18 protein-coding genes are annotated in these 18,360 nt (G+C 64.8%); 11 read left to right on the plus strand and 7 right to left on the minus strand.

Translation table 11 applies throughout. The annotated features are described in order from the left end of the window. The 4 genes from BM436_RS21890 to BM436_RS36380 all read right to left on the minus strand — a co-directional run. Positions 1–230 (minus strand): transposase (locus tag BM436_RS21890; RefSeq protein WP_143133262.1); only part of this gene is annotated, 230 nt, incomplete at its 3' end. A gap of 55 nt (positions 231–285) precedes the next feature. Then, positions 286–495 carry an RHS repeat-associated core domain-containing protein gene (locus BM436_RS38715; RefSeq protein WP_177307414.1) on the minus strand — a complete coding sequence of 70 codons (210 nt, stop codon included), beginning with the start codon at positions 493–495 and terminating at the stop codon, positions 286–288. Between the two features lie 5 nt (positions 496–500). Then, positions 501–3,575 carry an RHS repeat domain-containing protein gene (locus BM436_RS21900; RefSeq protein ID WP_093557663.1) on the minus strand — a complete coding sequence of 1,025 codons (3,075 nt, stop codon included), beginning with the start codon at positions 3,573–3,575 and terminating at the stop codon, positions 501–503. Beyond that, positions 3,499–4,065: a DUF6531 domain-containing protein gene (locus BM436_RS36380; protein ID WP_143133263.1), complete on the minus strand. Its 567-nt coding sequence runs from the start codon at positions 4,063–4,065 to the stop codon at positions 3,499–3,501. The genes BM436_RS21900 and BM436_RS36380 overlap by 77 nt, the downstream gene beginning before the upstream one ends. 266 nt (positions 4,066–4,331) lie before the next feature. On the opposite strand from BM436_RS36380, the gene map reads away from it, so the two are divergent. From map to BM436_RS21920, 4 genes are all read left to right on the plus strand, one after another. Beyond that, positions 4,332–5,159, plus strand: a complete 828-nt coding sequence (gene map / locus BM436_RS21905; RefSeq protein ID WP_093557664.1) for a type I methionyl aminopeptidase — start codon at positions 4,332–4,334, stop codon at positions 5,157–5,159. Between the two features lie 5 nt (positions 5,160–5,164). Continuing rightward, positions 5,165–7,747, plus strand: a complete 2,583-nt coding sequence (locus BM436_RS21910; protein ID WP_229490590.1) for a [protein-PII] uridylyltransferase — start codon at positions 5,165–5,167, stop codon at positions 7,745–7,747. Positions 7,748–7,774: 27 nt separating this feature from the next. Beyond that, positions 7,775–8,524: a pseudouridine synthase gene (locus BM436_RS21915; protein WP_229490592.1), complete on the plus strand. Its 750-nt coding sequence runs from the start codon at positions 7,775–7,777 to the stop codon at positions 8,522–8,524. A gap of 118 nt (positions 8,525–8,642) precedes the next feature. Continuing rightward, positions 8,643–9,407 carry a flagellar brake protein gene (locus BM436_RS21920; protein ID WP_307666148.1) on the plus strand — a complete coding sequence of 255 codons (765 nt, stop codon included), beginning with the start codon at positions 8,643–8,645 and terminating at the stop codon, positions 9,405–9,407. A 63-nt stretch (positions 9,408–9,470) separates the two neighbouring features. Here BM436_RS21920 and BM436_RS21925 read toward each other — a convergent pair whose 3' ends face one another. Both BM436_RS21925 and BM436_RS21930 read right to left on the minus strand, forming a co-directional pair. Beyond that, positions 9,471–9,863: a hypothetical protein gene (locus BM436_RS21925; RefSeq protein WP_093557666.1), complete on the minus strand. Its 393-nt coding sequence runs from the start codon at positions 9,861–9,863 to the stop codon at positions 9,471–9,473. A 71-nt stretch (positions 9,864–9,934) separates the two neighbouring features. After that, complete coding sequence (locus BM436_RS21930; RefSeq protein ID WP_093557667.1) at positions 9,935–10,384, minus strand: YybH family protein; 450 nt, start codon at positions 10,382–10,384, stop codon at positions 9,935–9,937. 88 nt (positions 10,385–10,472) lie between these two features. On the opposite strand from BM436_RS21930, the gene BM436_RS21935 reads away from it, so the two are divergent. From BM436_RS21935 to BM436_RS21945, 3 genes are read left to right on the plus strand one after another with little or no spacing between them, the layout of a single operon-like run. Further along, entirely contained in the window at positions 10,473–10,910 is a 438-nt protein-coding gene (locus BM436_RS21935; protein ID WP_093557668.1) for an antitoxin Xre/MbcA/ParS toxin-binding domain-containing protein, read from the plus strand. Further along, complete coding sequence (locus BM436_RS21940; RefSeq protein WP_093557669.1) at positions 10,910–11,593, plus strand: RES family NAD+ phosphorylase; 684 nt, start codon at positions 10,910–10,912, stop codon at positions 11,591–11,593. Before BM436_RS21935 ends, BM436_RS21940 begins: the two co-directional genes overlap by 1 nt. Before the next feature lie 7 nt (positions 11,594–11,600). Then, entirely contained in the window at positions 11,601–11,921 is a 321-nt protein-coding gene (locus BM436_RS21945) for a DUF2288 domain-containing protein (RefSeq protein WP_093557670.1), read from the plus strand. A 143-nt stretch (positions 11,922–12,064) separates the two neighbouring features. Here BM436_RS21945 and BM436_RS21950 read toward each other — a convergent pair whose 3' ends face one another. Next, a complete protein-coding gene (locus BM436_RS21950; RefSeq protein WP_093557765.1) occupies positions 12,065–14,095 on the minus strand; it encodes a bifunctional 2',3'-cyclic-nucleotide 2'-phosphodiesterase/3'-nucleotidase in 2,031 nt (676 codons plus the stop codon). Positions 14,096–14,317: 222 nt separating this feature from the next. On the opposite strand from BM436_RS21950, the gene BM436_RS21955 reads away from it, so the two are divergent. The 4 genes from BM436_RS21955 to lysS all read left to right on the plus strand — a co-directional run bounded on the left by BM436_RS21955 (position 14,318) and on the right by lysS (position 18,343). Beyond that, positions 14,318–14,956: a hypothetical protein gene (locus BM436_RS21955; RefSeq protein ID WP_229490594.1), complete on the plus strand. Its 639-nt coding sequence runs from the start codon at positions 14,318–14,320 to the stop codon at positions 14,954–14,956. Between the two features lie 33 nt (positions 14,957–14,989). Beyond that, positions 14,990–16,094 (plus strand): peptide chain release factor 2 gene (prfB, locus tag BM436_RS21960; RefSeq protein WP_143133264.1). Its coding sequence is split into 2 segments (ribosomal slippage): positions 14,990–15,070 and positions 15,072–16,094, totalling 1,104 coding nucleotides; the frame shifts between segments, so codons are not numbered across the junction. Between the two features lie 15 nt (positions 16,095–16,109). Then, entirely contained in the window at positions 16,110–16,784 is a 675-nt protein-coding gene (locus BM436_RS21965; protein ID WP_093557672.1) for an HAD family hydrolase, read from the plus strand. Between the two features lie 23 nt (positions 16,785–16,807). Continuing rightward, positions 16,808–18,343, plus strand: coding sequence for a lysine--tRNA ligase (lysS, locus tag BM436_RS21970; protein ID WP_093557673.1), 1,536 nt, complete (start codon positions 16,808–16,810; stop codon positions 18,341–18,343). The last annotated feature ends 17 nt before the right edge of the window (positions 18,344–18,360 follow it).

Genomic DNA, 18,360 nt, shown 5'->3' on the forward strand with positions numbered 1-18,360 from the left:
AGCGCTGCCGTCTCCAGCACCACTGCAAACTTGTCTTCCGAGGTCCATTCCTCGGCATTTTTCCCACTACCTGGCACAGGTATTCCTTGATTACGAAGTTGACGGCGCCAAGTATAAAGGGTTTGCTCCGTGATCCCGCTCTCGCGGGCCAGCTCCGACACCAGCCGGTTTTGCGGCGGCATCATCTGCCGCAGTAGCGATTCTTTCCGTTCTGCTGAATACTGCCTCACACGATCTCTCTTGCCCGCCCCCGATACGTTTCTACTTCGTCAGGTGACGCGACAACTATTCTGACACCGGGGGATCCCACAGTCCCAACGGATCTGTGTTCCTCAATGGATCTCCGCTCGCATAGCTGTAGCTATTGGCATTTTCTTCCGGCGAAATGGGATCGCTTTGGATATATCGTCCTAACGTTCCATCATAGTATCGATGCCAGTTATACCAAAGGCCAGATTCGGTGTCGTAGTATTGACCTGGAAAACCCAGATTCATTCCACCTATGTCGTCTGCCGCAACGCGCCGATCGAACACCGCGTTGTCTGCCCGCCAGACCACCCTGCCCGCCACATCGGTAAGCGCGCCCGGACGGCCCTGCCTGTCGTTATGGCCAGCGTAGAACTTGCTGCCGCGCACCACTCCCAGCAACTCACCTCCCAACCAGACGTAGCTTGTCGTTTGACCCCCGATTTCCATAAGCAGTTCCCCTTGCGAACCATAAATATAGGCCGTGCCTGTGGCAGCCTGCTTATGTGCACGCTGATTAAATGCATTGTTGCGGTAGACCCCAGCACTCGCACCGTTGATGTAGATACGAGCCAGGCGGTTGAAGGCGTCATATTCATAGAGGCGAGCGCCATTTTCGAACCAGTTTCCATCCACAAATCGCCGACCTTGTTATAGGTGAAGTTGCGCGACTTGCCACCGCCACGCCAAGAGAGCAGCCTGTTGCTTAGAGCGTCGACGGTTGTCGGATAACTGATACCAGCGCGTGTGTGGTCTATTCGGTTACCCGCCTTGTCCCAGGCGAACCCCTGCGGATCGTTCTGCTTGGCGACAGTGGCCAGGCGGTCCGCCGCGTCGTAGCGCAAGGTCTCGTTGAGCATTGGATAGACGTAATCGGTGATGGATTGTGTCGTGTCGACGTTCGTATAGTCGAAAGCCTGGTTATGCGCGCCCAAGCCGGCAAGGCGCGTGACGCGGCCATCCGTATCCAGCGTCACCAGCCTCGGAAGCCCATTGCCAAAGCGCCAAGCATAGCGGAGGCCGCTGACAGGCTGGTATTGGAAGCTATCCGCCAACACGCCCCATCCGGCCAGACTGCTGCGCACTCGCGTCAGATTGCCGATCCCATCGTGGTCGTAGCCGATCGACATGCCGCTCGGATCACTGAAGCCCAGCAGCCGCCCGGCGCTGTCGTAGCTCCAGTTCAGGGCATAGGTCTGGCCCAAGATATTGCTAACCTTGGAGCGCAACTCCCCGGCCGCGGTGTAGTCGAATGTGGTGCGGCCGGTTGCGTCGTCGACGCTTGTCAGCCTGCCCTTGCCGTACGCACCCTTATCGTAGGTGAAGCTTTCCGTGACATTCCCGCTGAAACGGTACGTCGGACGGTCAAGGCTATCAAATCCGTATTGGACCATCTTACCGTCGGCGGTGGTGGAGCTGGCGAGCCTGCCGATCGCATCGTATTGGTAGGTGGTCAGCCCGGTATCGGGGCTGGCGGCGCTGGTGACGTCACCGAAGCCATTGTAAGTGTAGTTGGTACGTAGGCCGCGCGGATCCTGCACGAACTGCAATTGCCCTTCCGGATTGTAGTGCCACCGCGTCTCGCCGCCATCCGGGGCGATGCGCAGGATCAACCTGTTCTGGGCATCGTAATTGAAGCGCGTGACATGGCCGGCCGCGTCGGTCCGGCTCTTCAAATTGCCGTTGCCATCGTATCGGTAGTCGATGCGCTGGCCGTGATTGCCGATATCGGTATAGGGGCGTCCCAGGGAATCGAGTACGGTAGTGCTGCTGAACTGGCCGTCAGGGACGATCACGGGGACACTGCCGGTCCCGGGTGTGCGTCGTTCTGAACTTTTGCGGTAGGTGTTCTTCGGCACGTCGAGCGCCAGCGTCGCGAAGCGCTGCGCCGCGTCGCCAATTTTTTCCAGCCGCCCGCTGATGTTGTAACGATAGCGATCAACCCGGCCGTCCGCGTACGACACGTCCGTGAGTTGGCGGTTGTTATTGTAGGTGAATGTCGTCACCCGGTCCCCATTTGGCAAGTGCTGGGTTTGCCTGATGAGATTGCCTTTGGGATCGTAGCCGAAATCGGTCGCGATGCCGTTGAGGTCGATATGCCTGCCCGCAAGCCCCAGGGCGTTATGGTTGCTCCAGCTCTGCTGCTGCCCCAGATAATTGGTGGTCGAGACAATGTTGCCCAGCGTGTCGTACTTGATGGTGGCGGTGACATTGCCCTCGGGAAGAACGCGTGTGACTGTGCGGGTCGCGATGGTGTTGTTCGGGTAGGTCGTGTAGCCATAGATTAGCTGACGTGTGGCTGACGATTTCAGATCGGTCCATGTCTCGGATTTGATCAGGCCAGCCTGGTATGCGTAATTGACCTTGGCGTAGGCTGTGTTCCCGGCGCCGCGAAACTCAGTTTGCACTATCTCGTCGCCGCTCCAGGTATGCGCCATGGTGGCGGCGTGCGCGGTGTTGGCGGCATTCGTGACGCTCACGAGTTTGCCGGCGACATCGAACGTGTAATCGGTCTTGTTGCCGTTCCAGTCGAGGGTATAGTCGACATAGCCGAGGCCGTCGTAAACGGTACGTGCGCTGGCCGCGGCACACGTGCCGGTCGCCGCGCGGGAGACGCTGGAAATCTTCAATGCCCCCTGAATCGGCACAAAACCATAGGTGACAGGCTGGCCACGCAGATCCGTTACCTTGGTCTGGTTGGCTCCATATTCAAACGTTTCCTTTTCCTCACCGCTTTCCAGGCCACTCTCCTTCACCCGGCGGTCCGCGTAGTAGCTGTAGCGGCTGTAGCGCTGGCCATTGATCTTCAGTCCGGTAAGCAGCGTGCCGTCCGCCGCTTCGTACAGGTATTCCCGAATATCCGGCGCCGTGCCCGGCGAGGTGACCTTGACGAGCATGCCGGCTCCGTTATACGCATAGGTCCAGATGCCACCTGCCGTGTCGCGTACCGTACTGACGCGCCCATTGCCTCCATATGTCAACTGGATGAACTGGCCCGCTGGGTTAGTTACCCTGCCAACCTTCGTGCCATCCAGGTAAGAAAACGTTAACACTGCGCCGGTCACATCGGTTGCGCTCTGTATGTAGCCACCGTTCGTGTAAGTCTGGGTTTTCTTGTTGTGGAAAAGCCGCCAGGAACTTCCATAGGTGAAAATCAACTCGCCAGTGGCCGCCGCGCCATTTACGGCATATGTGTAGCGGTTAGCCTCATCCGTCCAACCGATGTATTTGTAGACATATTTCGTTCCGTCTTCATCCGTGTAGGTCGCGGATGCGGGTATGCAGTCGCCGTTCGGTGTGTTGATGCAGTTGGCGAAGGTAAAAGGCAAGCCGAGGGAAATCGATACTGGCTAGCCAATGCGCGCCGAACATGCTGCCCGAGGCATGAATGCTGCGATAGGTGCGGTGCACGCCCAAGCCGTATTCTCCGCCGGAGGGGATGTCGAGCTCGGAAAGGTGTTTTTCTCCTGTAGCCAAGACGACCGGGTTGCTCGAAGAGGGCGATCCGCCTTCCATGACGCCGCAGTTCTTGTTGGAGTTGGCCGGCGAGGTGGGCTTGGCTTTTTGTCGGGGGCCGGGACCTGCGCTTTTTTCGGCGAAGGCGACGGCAACGCCGTAGGGCCCTTGAACGAATGATCGGATGTCGTTGCGCAAGATACCGTTGCCCGGACCCCGTTCGCCAAATATCTCGACGACGGCGACAAATTCGCCAGTGGAAGGCGGTTCGAGGGGCAGAACTTTGGGACGGTACCCGGATGGCGCCGCCGGGGCTGCCAACGTGGCCAGGATGACGCACAAACAAGGAAGCGACTTTTTCATAAGGCTCCTTATCGAGAGGCCAGAAATTCTGGGATGCAACTGATGGTGGAGCTAAGGAGTATGATTCGGGCCGAAAATTTCCATTTGACAACTATCAACTTGTAGTCCCGATGCCGCGCCTTGCCTTGAATGGGCTACCTTGTGCCGGTAAAGCCCCCGAGCCAAGCCCAGCCCCCCCTCTATGAGCGCAAGCCACAGTAATCCCTCTGTAGAGCACCGGGTCGTTTATAATTTCGCCTATACATTCCTCACAGATTACCTACCCCATGGCTATTACCATCAATACCCCGGCAGACATCGAAGGCATGCGCCTGGCGGGCCGCCTCGGCGCCGAGGTGCTGGACTACATCACCCCCTTCGTCAAACCCGGCGTGACCACGGGCGAACTGGACCGCCTGTGCCACGAGTACATGACCAATGTGCAGGGCACCATCCCGGCGCCGCTGAACTACTGCCCGCCCGGCTACACGCCCTACCCCAAGGCCATCTGCACCTCCGTCAACGACGTGATCTGCCACGGCATCCCGGGCGACAAGGTGCTCAAGAGCGGCGACGTGGTCAACCTGGACATCACCGTCATCAAGGATGGCTACCACGGCGACAACAGCCGCATGTTCTTCGTCGGCGAGCCGTCGATCCTGGCCAAGCGCCTGTCCGAGGTCACCTATGAATGCATGTGGCTGGGCATCTCCAAGGTGAAGCCGGGCGCGCACCTGGGCGACATCGGCCACGTGATCCAGCAGCACGCGGAAAAGGCCGGCTACAGCGTGGTGCGCGAGTTCTGCGGCCACGGCATCGGCAAGGTGTTCCACGAGGAGCCGCAGGTGCTGCACTACGGCCGCCCCGGCACGCTGGACGAGCTGAAGCCGGGCATGATCTTCACCATCGAGCCGATGATCAACGCCGGCCGCCGCGAGATCCGCGAAATGGGTGACGGCTGGACCATCAAAACCAAGGACCGCAGCCTGTCCGCCCAGTGGGAGCACACGGTGCTGGTGACCGAGACCGGCTACGAGGTGCTGACCATGTCGGCCGGCACGCCGCCGCCGCCGGCCATCGTGGCCGCCCAGGCCGCGCAAGCCGTTCCGGCCTGAGCGCCATGCCGCAGGCCGCCATGAAGAAGGAGCTGCGCGAGCAGCTCAAGAGCCAGCTCAAGTCCGGACGCCAGATGGTGGTGTCCGGTTTCCAGCAGGACGGCATGCCCGAGAAGCTGCTGCGCAACCTGCGCCAGGTGGTGGACGGCGTGCTGGTCAACGCCTGGGAAGAGGCCGCGCTGCCGCCCGAGACCGCGCTGGTGGCCGTGGGCGGCTTCGGCCGCGGCGAGCTGTTCCCCTACTCCGACGTCGATCTGCTGATCCTGCTGCACGAGGCGCCCAGCGCGGACACCCGCGCCCGCCTGGAGGAGCTGGTGCAGCTGCTGTGGGACCTGGGCCTGGAGATCGGCTCGTCCATCCGCACCGTCGACGAGTGCATGAGCGAGTCGCGGGCCGACATCACCGTGCAGACCAGCCTGCTGGAGGCGCGCCTGGTGTGCGGCAACCAGGCCCTGTTCGAGGAACTGCAGGCGCGCTACGACGCGGCCATGGACCCGCAGGCCTTCTTCCACGCCAAGATGCTGGAGATGCGCCAGCGCCACGCGAAATACGAGGACACCCCGTTCGCGCTGGAGCCGAACTGCAAGGAGAGCCCCGGCGGCCTGCGCGACCTGCAGGTGATCCTGTGGATGGCGCGCGCGGCCGGCCTGGCCAGCTCCTGGCGCACCTTGGCCACCCGCGGCCTGATCACGCAGACCGAGGCCAAGCAGCTGATGGAGAAGGAGCGCGCCTTCAAGGACATCCGCGTGCGCCTGCACCTGCACGCCGGACGGCGCGAGGACCGCCTGGTGTTCGACGTGCAGACCGCGATCGCCGAATCGATCGGCCTGCAGGCCACCGGCAGCGGCGCCCACATGCGCCGCGCCAGCGAATACCTGATGCAGCGCTACTACTGGGCCGCCAAGACGGTGACGCAGCTGAACACCATCCTGCTGCAGAACATCGAGGCGCAGCTGTTCCCGCAGGAGGAGGCGCCGGTCAAGATCAACGCCCGCTTCAACGAGGTGAACGGCTTCATCGACATCGCCGCCGACGACACCTTCGAGCGCACGCCCTCGGCCATGCTGGAGGTGTTCGTGCTGATGACCGAGCGCCCCGCGCTGAAGGGCATGACGGCCCGCGCCACGCGCGCGTTGTGGCACGAGCGCTTCAAGATCGACGCGGCCTTCCGCCAGGACCCGTTGAACCGCGCCTACTTCCTGCGCATCCTGCAGGCGCCGGTCGGCATGCTGCACGCGCTGCGGCGCATGAACGAGCTGTCGGTGCTGGGCCGCTACCTGCCCAACTTCCGCAAGATCGTCGGCCAGATGCAGCACGACCTGTTCCACGTGTACACCGTGGACCAGCACATCCTGATGGTGGTGCGCAACATGCGCCGCTTCACGATGACCGAGCACGCGCACGAGTACCCGTTCTGCAGCCAGCTGATGGCCAACTTCCCCAACCACTGGCTGCTGTACGTGGCGGCGCTGTTCCACGACATCGCCAAGGGCCGCGGCGGCGACCACTCCAAGCTGGGCGTGGCCGACGTGACGCAGTTCTGCGGGGAGCACGGCATCGCCGGCGAGGACACCGAACTGGTGGCCTTCCTGGTCGAGCAGCACCTGACCATGTCGCAGGTGGCGCAGAAGCAGGACCTGTCCGATCCGGACGTGATCCAGGCATTCGCCAAGCTGGTCAAGGACGAGCGCCACCTGACGGCGCTGTACCTGCTGACGGTGTCCGACATCCGCGGCACCAGCCCCAAGGTGTGGAACGCCTGGAAGGCCAAGCTGCTGGAGGACCTGTACCGCATGACCCTGCGCGTGCTGGGCGGCGAGCCGCATTCGGCCGACCGCGAACTGAAGAACCGCCAGCAGGAGGCGCTGGCCACGCTGCGCCTGTACGGCCTGCAGCCGGACGCGCACGAGGCGCTGTGGAAGCAGCTGGACGTGGCCTATTTCCTGCGCCACGACGCCTCCGACATCGCCTGGCAGACGCGCGCGCTGTACGACCGCCTGGACAGCCCAAGGCCGGTGGTCAAGTGCCGCCTGGCGCCGATCGGCGAGGGCTTGCAGATCGCCGTCTACGTGCACGACCAGCCGGACCTGTTCGCGCGCATCTGCAGCTATTTCGACCGCAAGAACTTCAGCATCCTGGACGCCAAGATCCACACCACCAAGCACGGCTACGCGCTGGACACCTTCCTGGTGACCGAGCAGAGCTTCGCCAAGAGCTACCGCGACATCATCAACCTGATCGAGCACGAGCTGTGCGAGCTGCTGAGCACGCAGTCGCCGCTGCCGGCGCCCACCAAGGGCCGGCTGTCGCGCCTGTCGCGCACCTTCCCGATCCAGCCCACCGTGGACCTGCGCCCGGACGAGCGCGGCCAGTACTACCTGCTGTCGATCGCCGCCAACGACCGCACCGGGCTGCTGTACTCGATCGCCAACGTGTTGACCAAGTACCGCATCAACCTGCACACGGCCAAGGTCATGACCCTGGGCGAGCGGGTCGAGGACGTGTTCCTGGTCGACGGCGCCGCGCTCAACAACGCGCGCAACCAGCTGCAGCTGGAAACCGATTTACTCGAGGCGCTCAAGGTCTGAGCCCCCTCACTTTCCGAAATCCTAGAAATGTCAGAAGAACTGTTACGCTTGTCCAAACGCATGTCCGAACTGGGCCTGTGCTCCCGCCGCGAAGCCGATGAGTGGATCGCGCGCGGCTGGGTGCGCGTGGACGGCAAGGTGGTGTCCGAACTGGGCACCAAGATTTACCCCAGCCAGCGCGTGACGGTCGAGCGCCAGGCCGCGGCCGAGCAATCGAAGCGCGTCACCATCCTGATCAACAAGCCGGTGGGCTACGTCAGCGGCCAGGCCGAGGACGGCTACACGCCGGCCGTGGCCCTGGTCAAGCCGGAAAACCGCTGGGCCGAGTGCCAGGCCCCGGAACAGTTCCACCCCACCCAGCTGCGCAGCCTGGTGCCGGCCGGCCGCCTGGACATCGACTCGGTCGGTCTGCTGGTGCTGACCCAGGACGGCCGCGTCGCCAAGCAGCTGATCGGCGAGCACACCGACATCGACAAGGAATACCTGGTGCGGGTACAGTACACCAAGGGCGACAAGCTGCCGGACGCCGACCTGCGCAAGCTGTGCCACGGCCTGTGGATGGACGGCAAGCCGCTGCTGCCGGCCAAGGTGCGCTGGCAGAACGAGGACCAGCTCAGTTTCACCTTGCGCGAGGGTAAGAAACGCCAGATCCGCCGCATGTGCGAGATGGTGGGCCTGAAGGTGCTGGGCCTGAAGCGGGTGCGCATCGGCAAGGTCAAGCTGGGTCACCTGCCCGAGGGCCAGTGGCGCTACCTGCGCGCGGACGAGCAGTTTTAAAACCACACTCGCGTCGGTAAACCGTGGTTTTCTTGCCATTTGGCAAGCAAATCGCCGCGGATGCTGTAAACTGTTGCGACCGGATTGACACTTTCCACAATCATAGAGACTCCCCGTTGTGAACGATCCCATTCCTAACGAATTCCGCAAGGGTCCGCCCGCGTTGATCGACGCGGTGGAGCCGATCGCGCCCGGTTCCAAGCCGCACGACATGACGAACCCGGACGACATCGGCGATTCGCTGACCATCCTGGCCGAGAATGGCGATCCGATTTCGGTGTACCCCAGCGGCACCGGCGAGGTGCTGGTGGCGCGCATCCTGTCGGTGCATCCGGAGGAGCCGCACTGGGTGCTGGAATTGAACGAGGGCGACGCCCTCCCGCCCGGCAACGCCACCTTCGTCACGTGGCTGCGCAGCGCCAAGTTCCAGTTCGCGCTGGCGCGCGAGGAGTGGACGCCGCTGCCGGACCAGCCCAACCTGATCCCGCTGGACTTCCCGGAAAAATGCCTGGTGCTGAACCGGCGCGCCGCCGCGCGGCTGGAGACGCCGCTGGGCATCTACTTCACCGCGTCGTTCGTCATGAACGGCAAGCCTTACGAGCTGCAGCTGTACGACGTGTCGCAGGGCGGCATCGGCATGCGCTGCGCGCCGCGCGACGCGCAGGGCCTGCACGTGGGGCGCAAGCTGCAGCGCGTGCGCCTGGAACTGGGGCCGGACGCCGTCATCATCGCCGACCTGGAGATCCGCCTGTCGCGCACCTACCGCTCCTTCCTGCTGGGCGAGCAGGTGCAGATAGGCTGCCAGTTCCTCAACATCTCGCCGCAGATGCAGGAAGAGCTGACCAAACAGATCGACCGCATGAACAGCCGCCACCGGCGGTAGGCGCCGCCGTTCCCGCGCGCGCGGGAACCCGGGTTCGCGGCGCGCGCCCCTTTCTCGTTATCCTCAGCGCATCGCCGCCAGGCGCTGCCCGTGCAGCGCGTCGGCAAGCTGCATGGCGGCGCGGGCCGCCTTCAGCGTCTGCACGTCGCGCTCCATCGGATGCGTGGCCGGCGCCGGCTGGGGCGGCAACGGGCGGCGCGCCACGGTCGGCAACTCGTTGGCCGACAGCGTGATGCGCGTGATGCTGCCCTGGGCGCGCTGCTCGGGCGCCGGCGCGGCGGCGGCGGGGTCGATGGAGGCCTGCACCGGCGGCGGCGCATCCCCCAGTTCGGTCTGCGCGGCGGGGGCCGGCAGCATCACCACTTCAGTGGCCGGAGCCTGCGCGCGCGCGGGCCCGATGGACATGACCAGCACGCAAGCGCGCAAAATCAGACGGGTGGCGGTGTCGCGGTTCATGGCGTTCTCCTCTTTCGGGGTGTGGTGCCATGATGCCGCGCCGCCCGGTGGCGGTCTGTGCGGAGCCTAACCTACCTGGCGCAGTCGCAGATATCCTGCCCCTTGTCGAACACGATGCGCCACTTGCCCGAGGGCTCCAGCCGCCACACCGAGTTGAAGCGCGCGATCAGCTTGCCCTTGGGGTCGTACACGGGGCCGGAGGAATGGGCCAGCGTGCCGGAGTCCAGCACATCCACCTGGTCCGGCTCCCACGAGAACGGCGCCTCCTTGCCGTCGTAGAACTTCTTCCAGAATTGCGTCACCTGCTCCTTGCCGCGCAGCGGCACCGGGCCGGAATAGAAGACGGTCTCGTCGGCCAGGAAGGACGTGAAGCCGGCCAGGTCGCGCTGCGCCATGGTGGCGGCGAAGGCGCGCTCGGTGTCGGCCACCTGCCGCTTGAGCTCGGCGTTCGAGGGCGCGGCGTGGACGCAGGCCAGGGGCAGGCCCAGGGCGAGGACGGCGGCGGCGATCATGGGTCTCATCTGTTCTCCCGGTTGAGTTGGAACCATGATGGTAGCATTTGCATCGAGTCCGAAAGTGGAGTATAACGAATACATATTTGGAGGATATATGTATCCAGCCTACGCCTACCCCAAGAGCCGCTTCCAGCCGCAAAAGCCGGTCGACCTGAACGCGCGCGAGGAGCGCGAGCGCCTGTCGCAGGCGGCGCTGAAGGGCTTTTTCAAGCTCGCCGCCGCCTGGAGCGTGCGCGACGACGACGCCCGCGAACTGCTGGGCGGCCTGTCCAGCAGCAGCTATTACGACTGGAAAAAGAACCCGCAACGGGTGCTGGAGGTGGACCGCATCACGCGCATCTCCTACCTGCTGGGCATCTACAAGGCGCTGCACATCCTGTACGGCGACGAGCTGGCCGACCGCTGGGTGGCGCTGCCCAACAAGAACGCCATTTTCGCCGGCGGCACGCCGCTGGCCTATATGCAGGCCGGCGGGCTGCTGGCCATGCAGACGGTGCGCCGCCTGCTGGACGCGCGCCGGGGAGCCGTCTAGTGCCGGCGTCGCCCCCGCTGACCCTGCTGCGGCAGTTCGACACTTGCCGCCTGATCCAGTCCCGCTTCGCCGACGTGGAGGATTCCGTGCTGGCGCCGCTGGCCGACAACGAGGCCGAGCTGCACGAGCTGTTCGAGCTGGACAACGCCACCAACGCGCGCCTGATCGCCGAGCACGGCGGCGCGCCCGGCATCGGCATCGACGAGCTGGTGTTCCGGGTTCCCAACTACCGCATCATCAACGCCGCCTTCACCTACGCGCGCCCCGAGGGCAGCCGCTTCAACGACGGCGAGCGCGGCGCCTGGTACTGCGCCTTCGACGCCGACACCGCGCTGGCCGAGGTCACCTTCCACAAGACGGTGGAGTACGCCGAGATCGGCTACTTCCGCGACAGCGTCAGCTACCAGTGCATGCTGGCCGATTTCACGGCCGTGTTCCACGACCTGCGCGGCCAGTCGCGCTACGAGAAATGCCTGGACCCGGGCAGCTACGTCGCCTCGCAAAAGCTGGCCGAGCGGCTGCTGGACGAGGGCTCGACGGGCGTGATCTTCCCCAGCGTGCGGCGGGCGGGCGGCACCAACCTGGCCTGCTTCCGGCCCGCGCTGGTGGGCAATGTTCGCAAAGGCGACGCCTATCGGTTAACATGGGAAGGCGGCCCGGTGCCGCGCGTCGCCACCATTTGACTCCGATATGCAAACCAAACCCGAAAAAGACACCGAACTGCGCCTGAAGATCAACCGCGAGACCGCGCGCGTGCCCTGGACCGAGCTGATCAAACACTTCGCCTCCGGCACCGTGGTGTGGGTCGCCGACGAGCTGGACCTGGTCGACGTCGCCGTGCGCATCTCGCACGACGACAAGGACAACATCACGCAATGGATGGCCGCCGGCCGGATCGCCAAGGTCTCCGACGCGCAGGCGCAGCGCTGGCTGGACGACAACGCCAGCCTGTGGGCCAGCGTGGTCAGCCCCTTCATCCTCGTGCAGCAGGAAAAGCGCAAGCCGCACTGAAGCCTCGGATCATTGCCACTTTTACATCGGTGTCAGGCGCGACATTCGGACATTTTGCGGCGGCGCATCTTGCATGCCGCAAATTTGTCCGAATGTCGCGCCTGACACCGATGTTTTTTTGATAACATAGGGTTGGCGCGGCGTCATTGGGAGAGGTCCACGGCGTACAGCGCGTAGCCTTTGCCGCCGCCGTCGTCGGACCGCAGTTCGCTGACGTGGTCCAGGCCCGCCTCGCGCGCCACGGCGAGCTGGCCGGGCGCGGAGTGGAACACCACCGGTCCCCGGGTCTTCACGCTGGCGAAGCGCCAGCTGCGCGCGCCGCCGTTCCGTTCGCGGCTCAGCGTCCTGGCCTGCCGGATATAGGCGATCATCACGTCGCGGCTGGCGTCCGGCGCGGCGAAGATGGTCTTGCCGCCATCGAGGCCGGGGAAGCCGCCGCCACCGCTGGCGCGGTAGTTGTTGGTGGCGACCAGGAACTCCTGCCCGTCCGCCACCTCCCTGCCCCGATAGCTCAGGCCTTGCACCCGCTTGCCCGGCGGCCGCGTGAGGTCGATGCGGTAGCTGACGTCCGGGCTGCTGAGCATGTCGAAGTTGTAGCCGGCGAAGGCGCTGTTGACCAGTTCCTGCGGCGCCGTCAAGGCCGGGTCGATGGTGTTGAAACGTTCGGCGGCCTTTTCCAGCCAGGCCTTGAGGCCCGCGCCGTCGATCTTCACGCCGTACAGCGCGTTGGGATACAGGTACAGGTCGGCCGCGTTGTACAGCGCGAGATCGCCGGCCTTGACGTCGGTGTAGTCGCCCGGCCCGGCCGCGCCGCTCTTGAACGGCGCGGACATCGACAGCACCGGCAGCGACGCGTAGCGCGGCAGGTTGGCCTTCACGTATTGCGCCAGATAGGCGGCCTGCGCCTGGTTCACGATCTGGATCGCGCTGACGTCGCCCACGTCGGCGAAATAGGTCGTCATGCGGAATTCGGTGCGGCCCACGGGCGTCCGCACATAGCGCATGGTGGCCTCGTGCTCGGCCGCCACCAGCGGCGCGATGGACGGGTCGGCCGCCACATGGCTCTTGTCGGCCCGCTGCAGCGCGCGCACCTCCACCGTGGTCCTGTCCCTGTCGACCATCCAGCGCCCCCCTTCGCGCCGCAGCCGCAGGCCGATCACGCCCAGGTGCTTGCCCCACTGGCTGGCCATCACCGTCGGCACGCCGTGCACCGTGCCTTTCACCTTGTCCACGCCGGGCAGATTGTGCTGCGGCGCGGCGCTGGAGGCGTTCGGGAACGCCTGGTGCGCGTGGCCGGTCAGCATGGCGTCGATGCCCGGCACTTGCGCCAGGTGCCAGCTGCCGTCCTCCATCCCCTGCGAATACGGTCCGCCATCGAGGCCGCCGTGCGATATCGCCACCACCAGGTCCGCGCCCCGCGCACGCATTTGCGGGATGTATTTTTGCGCCGCCTCGCGCACCCCTTCCGTGTAGACCCGGCCCTCCAGCGCCTTCCTGTTCCAGTTCATGATCATCGGCGTCACCAGGCCGATGATGCCCACCTTGAGCACCGTTTCGAACGGCTTGCCATCCGGGCCGGTGGCGGTGACGCGCTTGTCGATGATGGCGTAGGGCTGGAACAGCGGCTTGCCGCTCTTCTTGCTGTAGACGTTGGCCAGCACGATGGGGAACGCCGGACCGGCGCAGCGCGGCTGCGCGCCGTCCACGCCGTCGACATCGAGGCGGCTGCCCGTCACCTGGTTCAGGAACGGCAGGCCGTAGTCGAAATCGTGGTTGCCCAGGCCCGCGCCGTCCACGCCCAGCAGGTTCATGGCCTTGTGGATGGCCAGCGCCTGCCCGCAGGGCACCGGCGCGGCCAGGGCCTGGTAATCGGCCAGCGCCGTGCCCTGGATGGTGTCGCCGTTGTCGAGCAGCAGCGTGTTGGGGAATTCGGCGCGGGCCTGGCGGATCAGCGTGGCGGTGCGTTCCAGGCCGGACGAGGGATCGGCGGCCAGCTTGTAGTAGTCGTAGCCGAGCACATTCGCGTGCAGGTCCGTGGTTTCCAGCAGCGCCAGCGTGGCTTGCGCGCCCTCCGGCGTGGCGCCCGTCGCGGCGCTTCGCGGCGGCGTGCCGCACGCGGCCAGGAGCAGGGGCAGAAGTATGGGAAGCAGCGTGGGCGGCGGGCGGGAGCGCATGGGTTTGTCCAATCGGCAAAACACGGTTGCGCAGCATCATACGATCCGGCACCATCCTTATCAAGCGGATGACGCCGGGGGGCGTCCGCTTCCCCGCGGGCCGCGTACGGTAAACCCTCTCATCCGGTCTCTCTTTTCTTCTCTTTTTCCCGCTTTCTCTCTCTTTTTCGGATTTTCCGATCAAAAGAGGAGAAAAGAGAAGAAAAGAGAAGGGGAAAAAGAATGTTTACCGTAGTGTCAGTCCAAGTACCCACCGACACCCTGCTTAAACTGCTCGGGCATTTGAAAGAGCAAGGCGGGAAGCGCGACGTGTCCCAGGCGATGTCGCTCGCCCTGTGCGAGTGGCTGGCCCGCCAGACCGGCGCCCCGCCCGAGGAGCCTCTGATGCGCGGCTATCAATGGAAATCACTGTTTCTGCCGGAGGGCACGTGTTTGCGCTCCTGGAGCTACGGCCAGCCCAACTACGCGCGGGTGGTCGGCGACCAGATCATCCACGACGGCCGCGCCGTCTCCCCCAACCAGTTCGCCCGCTCGTTCGCCAGGACCAACCGCAACGCCTGGGACGACCTCCTCGTCAAGCGTCCCCAGGACAAAGGCTGGAAGAAGGCCTCGATTCTCCGCAAGGAGCTTGCGGCCACGCCCGCCGCGGCGGGTCGGCCCGCCGGCCAAGCCGCCCGACGGCGCGGAACCGTCCCCGGCCGCGCCGCCCACGGCCGAACGGCGTCCCGCTCCCGAAAGCGGCGGCTGGAGCCTGCCCGAACGGCGCAAATTCCGCTACCGGCTCGAAGATGTCGCGTTCGAATAGGCGCGCCGCTCCTTTCTCAGCCGAGCGCTTCGTGGGAACCCTCCACTCGGGTATAATCTAGGGTTTGATTTCACTACTAGAAGAAGATCATGGAAGCCGAACGCATCAACGCCCTCTCCGCCCTGCTCGCCGATCTGACGACCCGCGAAGCCGAACTTCGGAGGTATCTTTGACTTCACTGTCAAGTCGGAGAAGCTGGAACAAGTAAACGAGGAACTGGAAGACCCCACCGTCTGGAACGACCCTAAGCGCGCGCAGGACCTGGGCCGCGAGAAAAAGGCGCTGGAGGCCATCGTCCACACGCTGACCAAGGCCGACGCCGACCTGAAGGACATGGCCGACCTGTTCGCCATGGCCAGGGAGGAAGGCGACGACGACACGCTGGAGGCGGTCATCGCCGACACCGAGGAAATCAAGGCCGTCATCGAAGGCATGGAATTCCGCCGGATGTTCAACAATCCGATGGACCCGAACAACTGCTTCATCGACATCCAGGCCGGCGCCGGCGGCACCGAGGCCCAGGACTGGGCCTCCATGCTGCTGCGCCAGTACCTGCGCTATTGCGAGCGCAAGGGCTTCAAGGTCGAGATCATGGAGCAGTCCGACGGCGAGGTGGCCGGCATCAAGACCGCGACCCTGAAGGTCGAGGGCGACCACGCCTATGGCTACCTGCGCACCGAGACCGGCGTGCACCGCCTGGTGCGCAAGTCGCCGTTCGACTCGGCCAACGGCCGCCACACCTCGTTCACGTCGCTGTTCGTCTACCCCGAGGTGGACGACTCGATCGACATCGAGATCAACCCGGCCGACCTGCGCATCGACACCTACCGCGCGTCCGGCGCCGGCGGCCAGCACATCAACAAGACCGACTCCGCGGTGCGCCTGACGCACGGCCCGTCCGGCATCGTGGTGCAGTGCCAGAACGACCGCTCGCAGCACCGCAACAAGGCCGAGGCGATGGACATGCTGAAGGCCAAGCTGTACGAGCTGGAACTGCGCAAGCGCATGAGCGAGCAGCAGAAACTGGAGGACTCCAAGACCGACGTGGGCTGGGGCCACCAGATCCGTTCCTACGTGCTGGACCAGTCCCGCATCAAGGACCTGCGCACCGGCTTCGAGACGGGCAACACCAAGGGCGTGCTGGACGGCGACCTGGACGACTTCATCTCGGCATCCCTCAAACAAGGCGTATAAGGAAAACCGCATCCGATGGCTCCAGCACAGCGCGCATTCATCTTCGACATGGACGGCACCATCGTCGACAACATGGCCTTCCACACCAAGTCGTGGATCACGTTTTTCGAACGGCGCGGCCACGCGCTGGACCCGGATGAGTTCTTCCGCTCCACCGCCGGCCGCCAGGGCCACGAGATCATGCGCACCTACCTGGGCGCGCATATCACGAAGGAGGAAAGCGCCGCGCTGGACGCCGAGAAGGAATCGCTGTACCGCGAGCTGTACGCGCCGCACCGCGCCACCGTGACCGGTTTCGACCGGCTGATCGCCGCCGCCAAGGCGGACGGCGTGGCGCTGGCCGTGGGCACCGCCGCGCCCACCGACAACGTGGTCTTCACGCTGGACGGCCTGGACCTGCGCAGGCACTTCGACGCCATCGTCGGCGCCGCCGATGTCGCGCGCGGCAAGCCCAATCCGGACGTGTTCCTGCTGGCGGCAGAGCGCTGCGGCGCCGCGCCGGAGCACTGCATCGTGTTCGAGGACGCGCCGCTGGGCGTGGAGGCGGCCCGCCGCGCCGGCATGCGCGCCGTGGTGCTGACCACCACCCTGCCGGCCGAGGCCTTCGCCGAATACGACAACGTGATTTGCGTGGCGCGCGACTTCAGCGAACTCGATGTCGAGCAACTGTTCGCCACCGCCGCCGACTAATTCAACAATAACGACTCAACACCATGACTACGGACATCCAAGAACAAGCAGCATCGCCGGCCCCGGACGAGAACAAGCTCATCGCCGAGCGCCGCGCCAAGCTGGCCGCGATCCGCGAAAAAGGCGTCGCCTTCCCGAACGACTTCAAGCCGGCCCACAAGGCCGCCGACCTGCGCCTGCAATACGGCGACAAGACCCGCGAAGAGCTGGAGGCCGATCCGGTGCAGGTCACCCTGGCCGGGCGCATGATGTTCAAGCGCGAGGCCGGCAAGAAGGCCGCCTTCGCCACGCTGCAGGACTCGTCCGGCGCGCGCGCCGACGGCCGCATCCAGATCTACGCCACGCTGGACCTGACCGGCGAGGAAGCCATGGCCGCGCTGCACCACTACGACCTGGGCGACATCCTGGGCGTGACGGGCACGCTGTTCAAGACCAAGACCGACGAACTGACCATCAAGGTCAGCGAGCTGCGCCTGATCACCAAGTCGCTGCGCCCGCTGCCGGACAAGTTCCACGGCCTGGCCGACCAGGAGACCAAGTACCGCCAGCGCTACGTGGACCTGATCATGAACGACGAGACGCGCCGCACCTTCAAGGCCCGCACCGCCGCCATGTCGTCGATCCGCCGCTTCATGGAGAAGAACGACTTCATGGAGGTGGAAACGCCGATGCTGCACACCATCCCCGGTGGCGCCGCCGCGAAGCCCTTCATCACCCACCACAACGCGCTGGACATGCAGATGTACCTGCGCATCGCGCCCGAGCTGTACCTGAAGCGCCTGGTGGTGGGCGGCTTCGACCGCGTGTTCGAGATCAACCGCAACTTCCGCAACGAGGGCGTGTCGATCCGTCACAATCCCGAGTTCACGATGATGGAGTTCTACGCCGCCTACACCGACTACAAGTGGCTGATGGACTTCACCGAGGCCGTGATCCGCCAGGCCGCCATCGACGCGCACGGCACCGCCACGCTGACCTACGGCGGCCGCGAGCTGGACCTGGCCAAGCCCTTCCACCGCCTGACCATCGTCGGCGCCATCAACAAGTTCGCGCCGCACTACACGGACGCGCAGCTGAACGACGCGGAATTCATCAAGGCCGAGCTGCTCAAGTTCGGCGTCAAGCCGCACGCGCACTCGGGCCTGGGCGCGCTGCAGCTGGCGCTGTTCGAGGAGACCGCCGAGTCGCAGCTGTGGGAACCGACCTACATCATCGACTACCCGGTCGAAGTGTCGCCGCTGGCGCGCGCCTCCGACACCCGCGCCGGCATCACCGAGCGCTTCGAGCTGTTCATGGTGGGCCGCGAGATCGCCAACGGCTTCTCGGAGCTGAACGACGCGGAGGACCAGTCGGCGCGCTTCCTGGCGCAGGTCGCGGCCAAGGACGCGGGCGACGAGGAAGCCATGTTCTACGACGCGGACTACATCCGCGCGCTGGAATACGGCATGCCGCCGGCCGGCGGCTGCGGCATCGGCATCGACCGCCTGATGATGATCATCACCGATTCGCCCAACATCCGCGACGTGCTGCTGTTCCCGCACCTGCGCAAGGAAGACTGACCTCCTTGACGTGAAAA

Origin of the sequence: Pseudoduganella namucuonensis, assembly GCF_900116645.1 — a bacterium.
GTDB lineage: Bacteria > Pseudomonadota > Gammaproteobacteria > Burkholderiales > Burkholderiaceae_D > Rugamonas > Rugamonas namucuonensis.

Bases quoted from the DNA above. Each gene is read 5' to 3' on its own strand.
- BM436_RS38715 (WP_177307414.1), bottom strand. From the start codon at position 495: ATGAATCTGGGTTTTCCAGGTCAATACTACGACACCGAATCTGGCCTT.
- BM436_RS36380 (WP_143133263.1), bottom strand. From the start codon at position 4,065: ATGAAAAAGTCGCTTCCTTGTTTGTGCGTCATCCTGGCCACGTTGGCA.
- map (WP_093557664.1), top strand. From the start codon at position 4,332: ATGGCTATTACCATCAATACCCCGGCAGACATCGAAGGCATGCGCCTG.
- BM436_RS21910 (WP_229490590.1), top strand. From the start codon at position 5,165: ATGCCGCAGGCCGCCATGAAGAAGGAGCTGCGCGAGCAGCTCAAGAGC.
- BM436_RS21915 (WP_229490592.1), top strand. From the start codon at position 7,775: ATGTCAGAAGAACTGTTACGCTTGTCCAAACGCATGTCCGAACTGGGC.
- BM436_RS21925 (WP_093557666.1), bottom strand. From the start codon at position 9,863: ATGAACCGCGACACCGCCACCCGTCTGATTTTGCGCGCTTGCGTGCTG.
- BM436_RS21930 (WP_093557667.1), bottom strand. From the start codon at position 10,384: ATGAGACCCATGATCGCCGCCGCCGTCCTCGCCCTGGGCCTGCCCCTG.
- BM436_RS21935 (WP_093557668.1), top strand. From the start codon at position 10,473: ATGTATCCAGCCTACGCCTACCCCAAGAGCCGCTTCCAGCCGCAAAAG.
- BM436_RS21945 (WP_093557670.1), top strand. From the start codon at position 11,601: ATGCAAACCAAACCCGAAAAAGACACCGAACTGCGCCTGAAGATCAAC.
- BM436_RS21950 (WP_093557765.1), bottom strand. From the start codon at position 14,095: ATGCGCTCCCGCCCGCCGCCCACGCTGCTTCCCATACTTCTGCCCCTG.
- BM436_RS21955 (WP_229490594.1), top strand. From the start codon at position 14,318: ATGTTTACCGTAGTGTCAGTCCAAGTACCCACCGACACCCTGCTTAAA.
- BM436_RS21965 (WP_093557672.1), top strand. From the start codon at position 16,110: ATGGCTCCAGCACAGCGCGCATTCATCTTCGACATGGACGGCACCATC.
- lysS (WP_093557673.1), top strand. From the start codon at position 16,808: ATGACTACGGACATCCAAGAACAAGCAGCATCGCCGGCCCCGGACGAG.